This window comes from Sagittula sp., from assembly GCF_052825245.1.
In genome coordinates this window covers 84,638-98,901 of the sequence record NZ_JBRBWD010000026.1, presented here as the reverse complement: position 1 = coordinate 98,901, position 14,264 = coordinate 84,638, and the positions used below count along the sequence as shown (strand labels likewise).

Annotated in this window: 12 protein-coding genes; 3 read left to right on the top strand and 9 right to left on the bottom strand. The window is 65.8% G+C overall.

Going from position 1 to position 14,264, the window contains the following annotated elements:
* Window positions 1–27: 27 nt before the first annotated feature.
* The 3 genes from ACU0DV_RS09680 to ACU0DV_RS09670 all read right to left on the bottom strand — a co-directional run bounded on the left by ACU0DV_RS09680 (window position 28) and on the right by ACU0DV_RS09670 (window position 1,722).
* Window positions 28–474, bottom strand: coding sequence for a DMT family transporter (locus ACU0DV_RS09680; RefSeq protein ID WP_446242252.1), 447 nt, complete (start codon window positions 472–474; stop codon window positions 28–30).
* Window positions 474–1,001: an N-acetyltransferase family protein gene (locus ACU0DV_RS09675; protein ID WP_446242251.1), complete on the bottom strand. Its 528-nt coding sequence runs from the start codon at window positions 999–1,001 to the stop codon at window positions 474–476. Before ACU0DV_RS09675 ends, ACU0DV_RS09680 begins: the two co-directional genes overlap by 1 nt.
* 85 nt (window positions 1,002–1,086) lie before the next feature.
* The gene (locus tag ACU0DV_RS09670; RefSeq protein ID WP_446242250.1) at window positions 1,087–1,722 is read right to left on the bottom strand and encodes a helix-turn-helix domain-containing protein; all 636 of its coding nucleotides are present in this window, start codon (window positions 1,720–1,722) and stop codon (window positions 1,087–1,089) included.
* 285 nt (window positions 1,723–2,007) lie between these two features.
* On the opposite strand from ACU0DV_RS09670, the gene ACU0DV_RS09665 reads away from it, so the two are divergent.
* Complete coding sequence (locus ACU0DV_RS09665) at window positions 2,008–3,405, top strand: MATE family efflux transporter (RefSeq protein WP_446273541.1); 1,398 nt, start codon at window positions 2,008–2,010, stop codon at window positions 3,403–3,405.
* A complete protein-coding gene (locus ACU0DV_RS09660; protein WP_446242248.1) occupies window positions 3,402–3,833 on the top strand; it encodes a glyoxalase superfamily protein in 432 nt (143 codons plus the stop codon). Before ACU0DV_RS09665 ends, ACU0DV_RS09660 begins: the two co-directional genes overlap by 4 nt.
* Window positions 3,834–4,282: 449 nt before the next feature.
* Here ACU0DV_RS09660 and ACU0DV_RS09655 read toward each other — a convergent pair whose 3' ends face one another.
* The 5 genes from ACU0DV_RS09655 to dctP form a co-directional block, all read right to left on the bottom strand.
* The gene (locus tag ACU0DV_RS09655; protein WP_446242247.1) at window positions 4,283–5,794 is read right to left on the bottom strand and encodes a malonate--CoA ligase; all 1,512 of its coding nucleotides are present in this window, start codon (window positions 5,792–5,794) and stop codon (window positions 4,283–4,285) included.
* Window positions 5,791–7,047 carry a malonyl-CoA decarboxylase gene (locus ACU0DV_RS09650; RefSeq protein ID WP_446242246.1) on the bottom strand — a complete coding sequence of 419 codons (1,257 nt, stop codon included), beginning with the start codon at window positions 7,045–7,047 and terminating at the stop codon, window positions 5,791–5,793. Before ACU0DV_RS09650 ends, ACU0DV_RS09655 begins: the two co-directional genes overlap by 4 nt.
* Window positions 7,044–8,360: a TRAP transporter large permease gene (locus ACU0DV_RS09645; protein WP_446242245.1), complete on the bottom strand. Its 1,317-nt coding sequence runs from the start codon at window positions 8,358–8,360 to the stop codon at window positions 7,044–7,046. Before ACU0DV_RS09645 ends, ACU0DV_RS09650 begins: the two co-directional genes overlap by 4 nt.
* The gene (locus ACU0DV_RS09640) at window positions 8,361–8,942 is read right to left on the bottom strand and encodes a TRAP transporter small permease (RefSeq protein ID WP_100930268.1); all 582 of its coding nucleotides are present in this window, start codon (window positions 8,940–8,942) and stop codon (window positions 8,361–8,363) included.
* A gap of 75 nt (window positions 8,943–9,017) precedes the next feature.
* Window positions 9,018–10,004 carry a TRAP transporter substrate-binding protein DctP gene (dctP, locus tag ACU0DV_RS09635; protein ID WP_446242244.1) on the bottom strand — a complete coding sequence of 329 codons (987 nt, stop codon included), beginning with the start codon at window positions 10,002–10,004 and terminating at the stop codon, window positions 9,018–9,020.
* Between the two features lie 132 nt (window positions 10,005–10,136).
* Here dctP and ACU0DV_RS09630 point away from each other — a divergent pair, with 132 nt between their 5' ends.
* Window positions 10,137–10,802, top strand: a complete 666-nt coding sequence (locus tag ACU0DV_RS09630) for a GntR family transcriptional regulator (protein WP_100930266.1) — start codon at window positions 10,137–10,139, stop codon at window positions 10,800–10,802.
* Window positions 10,803–11,081: 279 nt separating this feature from the next.
* Here the strand turns inward: ACU0DV_RS09630 and ACU0DV_RS09625 are convergent, their stop codons facing one another.
* Window positions 11,082–14,108 (bottom strand): vWA domain-containing protein, encoded by a 3,027-nt coding sequence (locus tag ACU0DV_RS09625; RefSeq protein ID WP_446242243.1) that lies wholly within the window; start codon window positions 14,106–14,108, stop codon window positions 11,082–11,084.
* Window positions 14,109–14,264: the final 156 nt, after the last annotated feature.

The following is a 14,264-nucleotide window of genomic DNA, read 5'->3' as shown; positions in this document are numbered from 1 at the left end:
ATGACGACTGAGGACCGCAAGCCAGCCTTACGGTGCGCGCCACACTATGATGACGACGCCGCAGACCAGAAATCCGGCACCGACCGCCACGGTCATCAGTCCTTGCAAGGAGAGATCATCGGCCCGCGATATGTCCCACGCCAGACCGAACAGCAACTGGCTTGCCACCAGAATGGCGATGGTCGGCGCGGCGCCCAGATACTGATACCCGCTGATGCTGGCGAAGACGAAAAACGTCCCCAAGAGTCCCGGTATCAGGAACCACGGCCTGAACGTCTTCGCGATCTCGCCGACGCCGCCAATCCCGGCATGCCACATCATCAGCGCCGACAGCAAAGCCAATCCGACCGCCGAGTTCATCATGAGTGCCGCCAGCACCGAGGAGGTCGCGCTGGTGATTTTCGTCATCACAAGGTTCTGCGCCACCAGTGTCGCACCGGCTGCGATCAGAAGGCCGAGTACGAAGCCGGGCATCATTGCCCTGCCGGGCGATCGGGAGCGCGGCGCTGGTCGAGCACCAGCTGCAGGAAGGCAAGGTCGAGCCAGCGCCCGAATTTCGTGCCCACTTGCCGCAGAAGGCCCGCCTGCTCGAAGCCCAGTCTTTCGTGCAGGCAGATCGAGCCGGTGTTCCCCGCCTCGATCCCGGCGATCATGACGTGCTTGCCCGCGGCCCGGGCGCGGTCGATCAGGACCTCCATCAACGCCCTGCCGACCCCAGCCCCGCGTTGGTTCGCCCGGACGTAGACGGAATGCTCGACAGTATGGCGATATCCGTCCCAGGCGCGCCAGTCCCCGAAGGAGGCATATCCCAAAACGTCGCCGTCCTCCGACACGGCAACCAGCACCGGATACCCGAGGCTCTGCCGCTCCCTGAGCCAGGCGCGGCGGTTCTCCACGTCGACCTCGGTTTCGTTCCAGATCGCCGTCGTCTGCGTGACAGCATCGTTATAGATCGCCGTAACCGTTTCGAGGTCACGGTCTTCGGCATCGCGCACGAGCATGGTTGATTCCCTTGTGACCATATTGCGATCACCGTCCATCATAATGGACAATTCGTCAATATGAACGCACAAGCGTCAGGCTATTTCACCCGTCCTGCAGAACCGCCACGGCATAGGTGCAAGGCCTCGCGCCCTCGTTCCTGAAGACGCAATCCGCGGGAGGGCCCAGATGGAGGCAATCGCCCGCATGAAGTTCATGGCGCACCGCACCTTCCACAAAGGTCAGCTCGCCATCGAGCACCCAGATCAACTGCCGGATGAAGGCGTAGGCCGAGGCGGGCATGGGAACCTCCTTGCCGCCCGGAAGGGTAACCTCCACGAGGTCGAGAGGCATATTGGACCTGGGAGAGACCTGACGACGAATGTACCCGGTCTCCGGGTCGACCCAGACCGGCTGATCCTCCTTTCGAAGGAGGCTGCCCCCCATGCCCTCGGCCCGGGCCAGAAGGGTGGACATGCTGAGCCCGAACGCACCGGAAAGCTTGCCCAGGAAATTGGCCGTCGGAGAGCTGTCGGCGCGCTCGACCTTGTGGATCATCGCCCGGGAAACATTCGCCCGTTCGGCCAGATCGGTCAGCGACCAGCCGCGGCTTTCCCGCTCGGCGCGTATGCGAGCCCCAAGCCTGTTATCGATGTCGTCACCCTTCATCGTGCTACCATAGTAGACGGATCGGTGTTCCGGCAAGATCATGGTGGATACCAGGGCGACTTCCTTTTGCATGGCGGTGTCGACTTGCGTGCGGCGCTGAGAGGTCGCGCCGGACCGAACGAACCGGACCCGTTCGCGCAGCCGTCCGGCATCTGAGGCCTTGGTCCCTCTCAAGTCATGTGTTGCCCTTCCGGGAATTTCCCCTTATCCAGCCGGCAAGGTGCCGGGCACCTGCCGCCTGCAGACGCAAGTCACGGTGAAGCCCGGAGCAAGACGACATCTCACCCTCGAAGCATTTCGCAGGTGGGCAATGCAGGCTCCCTCCTGAACCGAAATGCCTCTGCGGAGGAGTGAGCGATGTCCGTTGGACCCGCCCCGAATGTAATCCAGAACCGGTTTCTGACCCGCCCCGTCGGGCGATTGTTCCTGTCGAATGCCCTTCCCATGGCGGTCGTCATGTCGACCGGCGGCCTTCTGAACGTGATCGACGGGATCTTCGTCGGCCGGTTCGTCGGCGCCGAGGCCCTGGCCGCGGTCAGCCTTGCCTTTCCCGTGGTCATGCTGCTCACGGCGCTGACCACGCTTGCGGGCGGCGGCATGTCGAGCCTGTTCGCCCGCCACCTCGGTGCCGGAGCGCGCAAGGAGGCCGGAGACGTCTTCGCAGGCGCCCACGGTCTGGCGCTGGCCATCGGCGCGCTGCTGATCGCGGGGGCGCTGACGGTCGGCCCGACACTCGTCTCCGCGATCGCCGCCGGAAACACGGCGGTGGCGGAGATGGCCGAACACTATCTGCTGATCCTGATCCTCGGGGCGCCCATCCAATTCGGGCTGGGACTGCACGCCGATGCCCTGCGGAACGAAGGCCGGGCCGGGCTTATCGCGGGGCTTTCGGTGCTGGTCACCCTGCTGAACATCGGCGGGAACTACGTGGCAATCGTGCTCCTCGATCTCGGCGTGGCGGGGTCCGCACTCGGCACCGTCGGCGCGCAGGGCCTCGGCCTCATGCTGCTCTTGCTGGTGCGCGCGCGCGACAGTGAACTTGTTCCGCTGAGTGCGCTCCGGCGCGCGAACTGGCTGGCCGGCTGGGGCCAGATCCTCTCGCTCGGTCTTCCGCTGAGCCTGACCTTCGTCGGCATGGCATTCGTGGCCAGTACCGTTCTGGTCGTCATCGGCAGCGCCACCGCGGAGAGCGCCACCTATATCGCGGCCTATGGTGTGGTGACGCGCCTTCTCGGGCTGGCCTTCCTGCCGCAGATGGCAATCGCGCTGACCACCCAGAGCATCACCGGCAACAACGTCGGCGCGGGCCGCCCGGATCGGGCCGGTGCCGCCCTGCGGCTTGCCATGGGCAGCGCGTTCCTCTGGTGTCTCGGCGTGGCGCTGGCAGGCGCATTTGCGGGCGCACCTATGGGTGCGTTGTTCTCGGCGGACCCGCACGTCGTGGCGGCCGTCGCCGGGGTCCTGCGACCGATGACTGCGCTCTACGTGGTCTCCGGGCCGGTGCTTGTCCTTGCCCTGCATTTCCAGGCAATGGGTCAACCCCTCCGGACAGCGGCCCTGACCCTGATCAAACCATGGCTGCTGACGCCGGTGCTGCTCGTCGCTCTGAACGCGCTCTACGGGATAGACGGCCTGTGGTTCGCGTTTCCCGTCGCGGATGCCGTGGTGTTCCTCCTGGCCCTGACCCTCGTCTTTCGGGGTCGGCCGACCGCCCCTGCCCCGCCAACCTCATCTGCCAAGGAGGAGGCCGCATGACCGATCCAACCCTCGACACCGTCAAGGCTGAGGCCAAGGCGCTCCGACAGGCGCTGCGCGCCGAAGGCAAGGTGGTCAGCCATGCGCAATCTCTCGAACTCATCGCACGGCAGCACGGCGCACGCGACTGGAACACGCTTCATGCCCGTCTCAGACAACGCAGCACCCCACTGCCCCTCGCCGTGGGCACCAAGGTGAGCGGGCACTATCTTGGGCAGGCCTACAGCGGAACGATCCTCGCCGTTTCGGGGAGAGCCGAGCGTCGCCAGGTCGAGATCGCGCTGGATCAGCCGATCGACACCGTTCGGTTCGACAGCTTCTCGAACTGGCGCCACCGAATTCGCGGCACGCTCGACAAAGACGGGCGCAGTCCTGACACGACATCCGACGGCACACCGGTTCTCACCGTGGACGGGACGCAGGCCTGACCGCACGCCACCGCCAGCCCTCGTACCGCGCCGCTGTTCGTTCCGGGCCCCCGTCGGGAATATGGCGCCCGCATCGACCGGCTCGCCGAGGGCATCCTTGGCGAGCCGGATTACACGGGGTTTATCCGCATGTGACAGAACGAATGCCGGGAATGACCACCCGGCACCACGGAACCGGTTGCGCCCAGGCTGTCGAATACCTCCCCGTTCGGTTATTCCGCCCGGAGGGTTTCGATAAGGGCGTTCCGTTGAGGCCTGCCAGGACCCATGCGGGGCCACGGGACCTCGTTTCCGGTCGCCTGACCGATGAACGCCGCCCCGTCACCGCTGACAATGCAGACGGGCCTGCCCCACACCCGCAGCAGGCGACACAGGTCTCGGGCAACCTCCGCGCTTGCATCCCAGCCAGCCAGCAGGTCAGATCCTTCCATGCCCCGGCAACACGGCAATCAATTGCTGAACAAACCCTTGTAGGTGTCGCGCAGGATGTTCTTCTGCACCTTGCCCATGGTGTTGCGCGGCAGGGCACCGACGATCTCGAAGCGGCGCGGGTGCTTGAACCGGGCAAGGCTGTCGGTACAGGCGGCGGCCAGTTGACCGGCATCCGGCGCGGTGCCCTCTTGCGGCACGACGACGGCCACGACGGTTTCACCGAAATCCGGGTGCGGCACGCCGATCACGGCGGTTTCCAGCACGCCCGGCTGGTCGTCCAGCACCTGTTCGATTTCCTTGGGATAGATATTATAGCCGCCCGAGATGATCAGATCCTTGTTGCGGCCGACGATGGTGACATAGCCATCCTCGCCCTGCACACCGAGGTCGCCGGTGATGAAGAACCCGTCCTCGCGCAATTCGGCGGCGGTCTTGTCCGGCATCTGCCAGTAGCCCTTGAAGACGTTGGGACCGCGGACCTCGATCACGCCGACCTCGCCACGCGGCAGCTCTGCCCCGGTTTCGGGGTCGCAGACCTTCAGCTCGACGCCCGGCAGCGGCAGACCGACCGTCCCGGCCCGGCGGTCGCCATCATAGGGGTTCGACGTGTTCATGTTGGTTTCGGTCATGCCGTAGCGCTCGAGGATACGGTGGCCGGTGCGCTCCTCGAACCGAACGTGGGTCTCCGCCAGCAACGGGGCCGAGCCGGAGGTAAACAGCCGCATGCCCTGCGTCAGGTCGCGGGTAAACCGGTCATCGTTCAGAAGCCGGGTGTAGAAGGTCGGCACGCCCATCATCGACGTGGCGCGCGGCAGGTTTGCGATCACCACGTCCAGATCGAACTTCGGCAGGAAGATCATCGACCCGCCCGCCACGAGCATCACGTTTGTCGCGACGAAAAGCCCGTGCGTGTGGAAGATGGGCAGCGCGTGCAGCAACACGTCGTCCGCAGTAAAGCGCCAGCAGTCGACCAGCGTCTCTGCGTTGGACAGGAGGTTCGCCTGCGTCAGCATCGCCCCCTTCGACCGCCCCGTCGTGCCGGACGTGTAGAGGAAGGCGGCAAGGTCATCCTCCTCCCGCCCGGCGGTGTCAAAGCTGTCGGGCTTGTCGGCGGCGGCTTCGGTGAAGCTGCCCGTGCCATCGGCGGCCAAGGTCATCAACTGCGCGTCCAGCCCCTCGACCATCGGGCGCAGATCGTCGGCCTTGGCCGGATCGCCCACCACCAGCTTCGCGCCCGAATTCTCGATGAAATAGGCCAGCTCGTCGCGGGTATAGGCCGTGTTCAGAGGCAGGAATACGACGCCGGCCTGCACGCAGGCCGCGTACAGGGCCAGCGCCTCGGGGGATTTCTCCACCTGTGCCGCCAGACGGTCGCCCGGCACCAGCCCCGCGTTGCTCAGCACATGGGCAAAGCGCGCCGCCATGCGCAGGAACGCCGCGTGGGTCATACTGTCACCCGAGGCAAGGTGCAGAAAGGGCGTGTCCTTGCCGGCATGGACACCGAAAAGGCGGTCGTAAAGCGGGTTCATTTCGCGGGTTCCTTCAGTACGGTATCGGCGGCGGAGGCGAGGCCACGCACGTCCGACGAGGTGGCAATCTCACCCGTCGCGGCGAACTTTTCGTGGTTCTGCGAGACGCGGGCCAGATCATACAGATAGTTGACCATCACCCCATGCGATTGCGCCTGCCCCTTGGGCGAAACGTCGGCGCGGGCATGGAGCGCATGGACCAGCGCGCCATTGCCGAGATGAAAGCCCGCCACCGGATCCAGCGGCCGGCCATTGTCCCGCTTGGCCCGCGTCAGGTACCAGGCAGCCAGCTGGCGCATCTGGGTGTCGTCTTGGCGGTCAAAGGGTACGTCGCGCCCCTCCAGCCAGCGGGCAAAGCCGGGAATGGGCGACAGCGTGACAAAGGTCCTGAGCCCCGGCAGTTCCGCAGCGAGGTCGGCGGCAACCTGCTTGATCAGGGAATTGCCGAAGGAGATCCCCGCCAGCCCGGCCTGGCAGTTCGAGATGGAATAGAACACGGCGGTGTCGGCCTGATCGGCGGTCAGCGGCTCGCGTTCCTCGGCCAGCACGTTCTGCACCGATCCGGGGATGCCGCGCGTCAGGGCGACCTCGACGAAGATCAGCGGCTCGTCCGGCATGACGGGGTGGAAAAAGGCAAAGCAGCGCCGGTCCGCCGGTTGCAGGCGCCGTCGCAGGTCGTCCCATGAATCGATCGCGTGCACCGCTTCGTAGGCGATGATCTTCTCGAGGATCTGCGCCGGGCTTTCCCAGTTGATCGGGCGCAGCACAAGGAAACCGCGATTGAACCACGAGCCAAAGAGGTGCCGGAAGTCCTGATCCAGCGCCATCAGCGCGTCGTCGTCGCGCCCCAGCCGCAGCAGGTCGGCCCGCATGCGCACCAGTTGCCGCGTGGCCCCGCGCACCTGGTTCAGCCGGCGGATCAGCTCCTGTCGCGGCGGTTCTGCGGCGGCGGCAAAGGTGCGGTAGGTCGCCTTGTTGCGATTCTCGGCATAGCGCGCCAGCGCGGCGGCGGCGGCCTCCACATCCAGGTCCATGTCACGGGCGAGATGCTCGAAGAAGGCGCGCTTTTCCTCGTCCGACCAATCGGCGTAGCGGTCGATGATCTGCCGCGCCACCGCCTGCCCCGTCACCTCGCCCGTAGCGCCGACCAGCGCGGCGGTCAGTTCGGGCAAGGGCCGTCCGTCCTGCCGCGCCAGGCCAAAGCGGTAGCGGTACTCGAAGACGTTGGAGAGCAGATCGGCAAACAGGCTCATATCGCGGGTCCCATCACGAGGTCAGGCAGCCATGTGGCGATGCCGGGGAACAGGCACAGGATCAAGATCGCCAGCACCATGCAGACCACAAAGGGCAACGAGCCGATGAGGATGGTCCTGAGCGAGATGTCCGGCGCGATGCCGTTGATGACATACAGGTTCAGGCCGACAGGGGGCGAGATCAGGCCGATTTCCATGTTGATCGTCAGCACCACCGCGAACCAGATCGGGTCGAAACCGGCGGTCTGGATGATCGGCAGCAGGATCGGCGCGGCCATCAGGATCACCGCGACCGGCGGCAGGAAGAAGCCCGCGATCAGCAGGAAGACGTTGACCGCCCCCATCAGGACCCAGCGGTTGACCTCCAGCTCGCCGATCCACGCGGCGATGCTCTGCGTGATGAAGAGCGAGGACAGCATGTAGCTGAACACGCCCGCCGCCGCGATGATGAAGAGGATCATCACCGACTCGCGGGTGGAGTCGCGCAGCACGGTCCAGAGGTCGCGGGGGTTCCAGAGGCGGTAGATGATGACCGCGATCACGAGGCACAGAAGTGCGCCCACCGCCGCCGTTTCCGATGGCGTCGCGATGCCGCCGTACATGGCATAAAGCACGCCGAGGATGATGAAGAGGAACGGCAGCACACGGGGCAGGATCTCCAGCCGCTCGGACCAGCTGTAGCGGCGCGCGGTCAGCATGGCGCGGTCCCCCGACCGGGCGGTGGAATAGAGCGACCACGCCATGAAGAGGAACATCAGCATCAGGCCCGGCATCACGCCCGCAAGGAACAGGCGTCCGATCGAGGTTTCCGTGGCGATGCCGTAGACGATCATGGTGACCGACGGCGGGATCAGGATGCCCAGCGTGCCGCCCGCCGCGATGGACCCTGCGGCGACGCCGTCGGGATAACCGCGCTTGCGCATCTCGGGGATGCCCATCTTGCCGATGGCGGCACAGGTGGCGGGGCTGGACCCGGACATGGCGGCGAACAGCGCGCAGGCCCCGAGGTTGGAGATCACCAGCCCGCCCGGCACGCGGGTCAGCCAGCGCTCCAGCGCCTCGTAGAGGTCGGCGCCCGCCCGGGTAGAGGCGATACTGGCCCCCATGATGATGAACATCGGGATCGACAGGAGGGCGAAGTTGTCGAGCTTGCCGAACAGGATCTCCGGGATCAGTTCCAGTGACCGCATCCCGTCGAAGACCAGCAGGAACCCGGCAGAGACGATCAGCAGCCCGAGCGCGACGGACACGCCGGAAAACAGCACGACGATGGTGATGACGGCGACGAGGCCGCCCAGAAGGAGCGGGTCCATTCAGGTCTCTCCGGTATGGTGCTGGGCAATGGTTTCAGTGTCTTCGAGGCCGAAGGGCGCATCGACCCCGATCAGAAGCGCCACGAGGTCGGCAATCAACTGCAGCAGCAGCAGGCCCAGACCCACGGGAATGGCGGAATAGGGGATCCACAGGCGGACGCCCCAGACGGTGTCGGATTTCCAGCCGCGCTCATAGGCGAAGTGCCAGTATTCCCAGCCGTACCAGAGCATCATCGCCACGATGGCGATGGACAGGGCCGACACGACCATGGCCAGGATACGGCGCGGTCCCGGCTTCAGCGCCAGCGGCACGAGGTCGACGTTCACATGGCCGCGCAGCCGCTGCACGTAGGCCAGCCCGATCAGGGTGGCCGCGATGACCAGGTAGATCACCGCCTCGGTCTGCCACACGGTCGATCCGTTCAGCACGAAGCGCACCCAGATCATCTGGCAGGTGATGGCCACCGCCGCGACGATCATGGCCGCAGAACACCAGCCCGCAAGTGTGCTGAGCGCCGCGACACCGCGCAGAAAGGGATTGTTGCCGGTGCGCGCGACCGCGCCGCCGATCTGGCCTGCCATGGCAAACCTCCGTCACTTGCGGGATGGGAAAAGGGCGGCCGGTCCCGTCGGCCGCCCATTGTGGTCAGGCGCCGGTCACTCGACCGACAGCGCGAGGTCCAGCAGCTTCTGGCCGTCCGGCGTCTCTTCGACGAAGGCCTTGTACGAGGTCTCCTGCGCCAGGGCGCGCCACTTGTCGAAATCCTCGGCGGACATCTGCGCGATTTCCACACCCGCATCCGCAAAGACCTGGGCGCTTTCGGCGTCTTCCTTCTTGGCCTCTTCGAGGTAGAACGCCTGCGCCTTTTCCGAGGCCGCCTGCAGCGCGGCCTTCTGCTCGTCGGTCAGACCGTCGTAGGTCGTCTTGTTCATCAGCAGCGGCTGATACATGAACCACAGCGCATAATCGCCCGCCGGCGTGTAGCACGCCACCTGCTCGTAGATGCGGTACGACACGAAGGACGAGGACGAGGTGTTCGCCGCGTCCAGAACGCCGGTCTGCATGGCATTGTAGATCTCGGACGAGGCCATCGACGCGATGGACGCCCCTGCCCCGGCCAGCATCTGCTCGAACGCCTTGCCCGCTGCGCGGGTCTGCTTGCCCTGCATGTCTTCCGGCGCGGTGATGCAGCTGTCCTTGCCCGCAAAGCCGCCGGCGAGGTAGCCGTGCACCAGCACCATGACGTCATCGCCGGCCATGATGTCCTCGATCTCGCCCATGAACTCGCTCTCGTTCAGGCGGGCGGCGTGGTCGTGGTTCTTCACGAGCCCCGGCATCAGGGTCAGGTTGTAAGCGGGCTGCTGGCCACCGGCGTAGGACAGCGGCAGAACCGTCATGTCGAGCTGGCCGCGCGACAGGGGCGTATACTGCTCGCGCGCCTTGAACAGCGAGGCGGACGGGAAAATCTTGATCTCGAGGTCCACATCGGCAGCGGCAACCTCGTCCGCGACGATCTGGGCCACCTTGTGGCGCACGTCGCCGGTGGACCACTGATGCGACAGGCGCAGCTCGGCGGCGGCGGCGGTCATCGCAGATGCGCACAGGGCAACGGCTGCCACGCTGGCAGTCAGAAAATGTTTCATGATGTTCCTCCCTTTGCCGGGTCGGCCCGGTCTATGTCCGATTGGTGGCAGGTCCTGCACACGCTGTCAAATGTTTTGTATACAAGAAATCCAAGATTGCGTGCGCGCCAAAGCCGTGCAAAATCATGTCCAATGGAACGCAAACGCTCGGACCGCATCGCTGACGAACTCGAAGGGCTGATCTTTGACGGCACCTTTCCCGACGGCGCGCGCCTTGACGAGGTGATGCTGGCGGAACGTTTCGACGTCTCGCGCACCCCGATCCGCGAGGCGTTGCACCGGCTGACACTCTCCGGTCTGGTCGAGCAGTTGCCGCGCCGGGGCGTCTTTGTCCGCCAACCGGGGCCGGTCGAACTCATCGAGATGTTCGAGGTCATGGCCGAGCTGGAGGCCGCCTGCGCCCGGCTTGCCGCGACCCGCATCAGCGACGCCGCGCTGGACAAGCTGGCCGAGATCAACGCGCGCTGCATGGAAGCCGTCGCCGCGCAGGATGCCGACGCCTACTACCGCGAGAACGAGAGCTTTCATGCGCTGATCTATGCGCAGTCCGGCAACGGGTTTCTGGAAGGCGAAGCGCTTCGGCTGCAGCGCCGCCTGCAACCGTTTCGCCGGACCCAGCTTCGGCTGCGGGGGCGCCTGCGCCAGTCGATGGCCGAGCATGAGGCGGTTCTTGCCGCGCTGTGTGACGCCGACGGGGCGCAGGCCGCCGAGATCATGCGCGCCCATGTGGCCGTGCAAGGCGAAAAGTTCCACCACCTTCTGGCCAGCCTGAAACCGGCCGCCGCCGCAAACAGCTGACCGTTCCCGGCCCGCAGATGTCCCGCCCCTAACGGCCTTCGGTTGATCGAAAAATCCGTGCTGCGATCCGGCGTGAAACGAGGCCCGGTATCATAGCTAGATAGTGCTTAGCCCCCTCGGCTGGCCGTGACCTCCAGAACGTCGCGCTCGTCTTTCTCCCGTTCTTCGAAGACGGCAGGGATGGCTGCCTCAGACCGGGACCGCCGCCGGGCGGTTCCCGATCCTCCGCTACACGGACCCCGCAAGGCGGCAAAGTGCAGGCTGTCTGCCCGCCCACCCCTACTGGATGACGAGCGCGTGTTTCGCGATGGCTGTCTGATCCGAATTGACGAAATACTGGATCAGGTACTCGCCGGGTTCCTCCGGCAGGGTGAGGCTGAGCACCGGACCACCCGAGGTTTCCGCATATGTCCGCCACTGGCCGGAGCCCCCGGCCCCGGCCTTGCCAAGCCCGATGTAGTCGCCGTCGTAGTTGGGCCCGGTCCATGCGACCTCGATCGTCGAACCTGGTGCCGCCGTTGCCGGGGCATCGAGCGTTGCGGCGGGCGTCACGACCTTGACCGGGATTTCCAGCGCAGACGTGTTGTCCTGGTCGAGGAAGTACTGAACGGCATAGTCCCCCCCGACAGTCGGTATCCGCAACCGCGCGGGCGAGCCGTCGACGGTCGGCGCATAGGACCGCCACTGGCCCGACCCTCCGGCGCCCGCCAGACCCATGCCGATGAAATCGCCCGCATGGCTCGGACCGCTCCACGGTATGTCCACGACAGTCCCGCCCGTCACGATGGCGGGCACCTCCATGCTGACCTCCGCCGCTGTCACCGTCAAAGGCACCTCGTATAGCGGTGTGTTCCGCTGGTCGAGAAAGTACTTGATCACGTAGTCGCCCGGTTCGGCGGGAACGAGGAGCCGGACCGGATTGCCCGTGCTGGTCTCGGCGTAGTTGCGCCACTGGCCGGAACCGCCCGCACCGGCCTTGCCGACACCGATGAAATCGCCGGGCGTGTCCGGACCTGTCCAGGCCACCTCGATCATGGTCGAGACCTCCGCACTGGCCGGGGCGCTCAGCGACACCTCGGGTTCGCGCAGCGTGATCGGGACCTCGATGAGTGCTGTGTTGTCCTGATCGAGGAAGTACTTGATCAGGTACTCGCCCGGCTCCGACGGTGTCATCAGGCGCGCGGGATTGCCGTCGGCCGTTGCGACGTAGTTGAGCCACTGGCCCGAGCCGCCCGCACCGACCTTGCCGATCCCGATGAAGTCACCCGGCGTGTCGGGACCGGCCCATGCGACTTCGATCGTCTGGCTGACATCCGCCTCGGCCGGGGCGGTCAGGCTGACCTGAGGCTGGCCGACCGTGATGGGGATCTCGAAGAGTGCCGTGTTGTCCTGATCGAGGAAGTACTTGATCAGATAGTCTCCGGCCTCGGGCGGCGCCTGCAGTCGCGCGGGGTTTCCGTCCGAAGTGGCGGCAAAGTTGCGCCATTGGCCGGAACCGCCCGCGCCGACCTTGCCGATCCCGATGAAATCGCCCGGCGTGTCCGGCCCTGTCCAGGCGACCTCGAAAAAGGTGCTGGCCTCGACCTCTGCCGGGGCGGAAAGGGAAATCTCCGGCTCGGTGACGGTGACCGGAACCTCGAAGGACGCCCAGTTGTCCTGCCCGAGGAAATACTTGATCAGGTAGTCCCCCGGTGCAGCGGGCGCGCGCAATTGCAGCGGGCTGCCCTGGGACGTCATGGTGAAGTTGCGCCATTGGCCGGAACCGCCCGCGCCCACAAGACCGATGCCGATGAAGTCGTCCGCGTAGTCGGGGCCGGTCCACGCCACTTCGAAGGTCTCGCTGACACTGACCTCGGCCGGCGCGCTGATCGTGATATTGGCGGGCTGAACGTCGATGGCGACGCTGCCCAGCATGTCGTTGGTTGCCCCGTCGAAGTAGCCAATGGCATACGCGCCGGGCTCCGGCGGCACGAGAAGGTTCAGGGGCGACCCGGCGCCGGTTTCTGTGAAGTTGCGCCAGCGGCCGGAACCGCTTGCCCCGGCCTTGCCGATGCCGATGAAGTCGCCCTCCTGGCCCGGACCGTTCCAGGTGACCTCGATGGTCGACCCGACGATGGCAGACGACGGCGCGCCGATGGACGCCGTGACCGCAGGCGGTTCAAAGACAACGACGATCTCGCGCGGGTCGGAGGTCACGATGAACTGCCGCGGCGGCGATGCGGTTTCCTGTGCCGCCCAGTATGCTGTAACCGTATGCGCGCCCGGCATCAACGGGGCCGGCATCGGGTTGGCCAACTCGCCGTCGACCACGGCACCCGCGTCCTCGGACACCACGTCCCAGATCACCGGCGTCTCGATCTCGGGGCCGTTCTCCGTGCCGATCACGGCGCGGAATGTCACCATCGTGGGATCGGGCGCGGGCTCGGGAAAGACCACCTCGACCCGCTGGCCCTGATCCGTCTCCCGGGCTGCAACGTCGAAAACCGTCCCGGCCTCTGCGCCATCGCTTTCTCGAATCCCCACGACATCGTAGCGCCCCGCCACGAGGTCGATGGCATAGCCCGGCCCTGCCCCGTCGTAATTCGCCCCCGCCTCGGGCAGGATGTTCCAGCGGATCGGTCCGGCAATCTCGGGTCCGCCCGGCTGCAGGACGCCCGCGATCTGCACCGTTTGCGGGACGTAGACCGGTTCCTCGACAACGGCGTTCAGGGCGCTGGCCAGCTGGTCCGCGCTGCCGGCGGTCAGGAACTGCCCGCCCGTCTCCCTGGCAAGACATTGCATCTGGGCCAGGGCCTCCGGATCGGTGACGTCGAAGCCGATGACATGGGCGGTGAAGTCGATCCCCGCTTCCTCCATCGCGCGCGCCGCGGCGCAGGGGTCGGGATTGCAGGTCTCGATCCCGTCGGACACAAGGATCACCGTCGCGCGCTCCTCCGTATAACGCAGGGCTTCTGCCGCAGCGAGAAGCGCATCGGTCATGGGGGTCTTGCCACGCGGATTGATCCCGTTCACCGCCTCCCTGATCCGGGCCGATGTCCCCTGCCCCGGCGCCACCACGGTTTCGATATCCGCACAGTTGCCCCGCTCGCGGTGGCCATAGACCGTCAGGCCAAGGTTCTGGTCGGCGGGAAAGCTGTCCAGCAGGTCACCGACGACGTCGCGGGCAATGACGATCTTGTTCACGCCGTCGATCTGGCCCCACATCGAGCCGGAGCCATCGATGACGAGGATTGTGTTGGGACGGTCCTGCGCCATGGCAAAGGACGCGCAGGTTGCGAAAATGACAGTGATCAAAAGGCGAAGCATCGGGCCTCCGGGAAAAAATGTTTTGCTAAACTTGCAGCAGCATAGACCGAAGGGCACTGCCGGAATACCCCACTTTCCCGAGATGGATTCGCGTGGCCAACGGCAGGTGCATGGGGACAGGCGCATTGGTGAATGCTGTCCCGCGCGATAAGACTC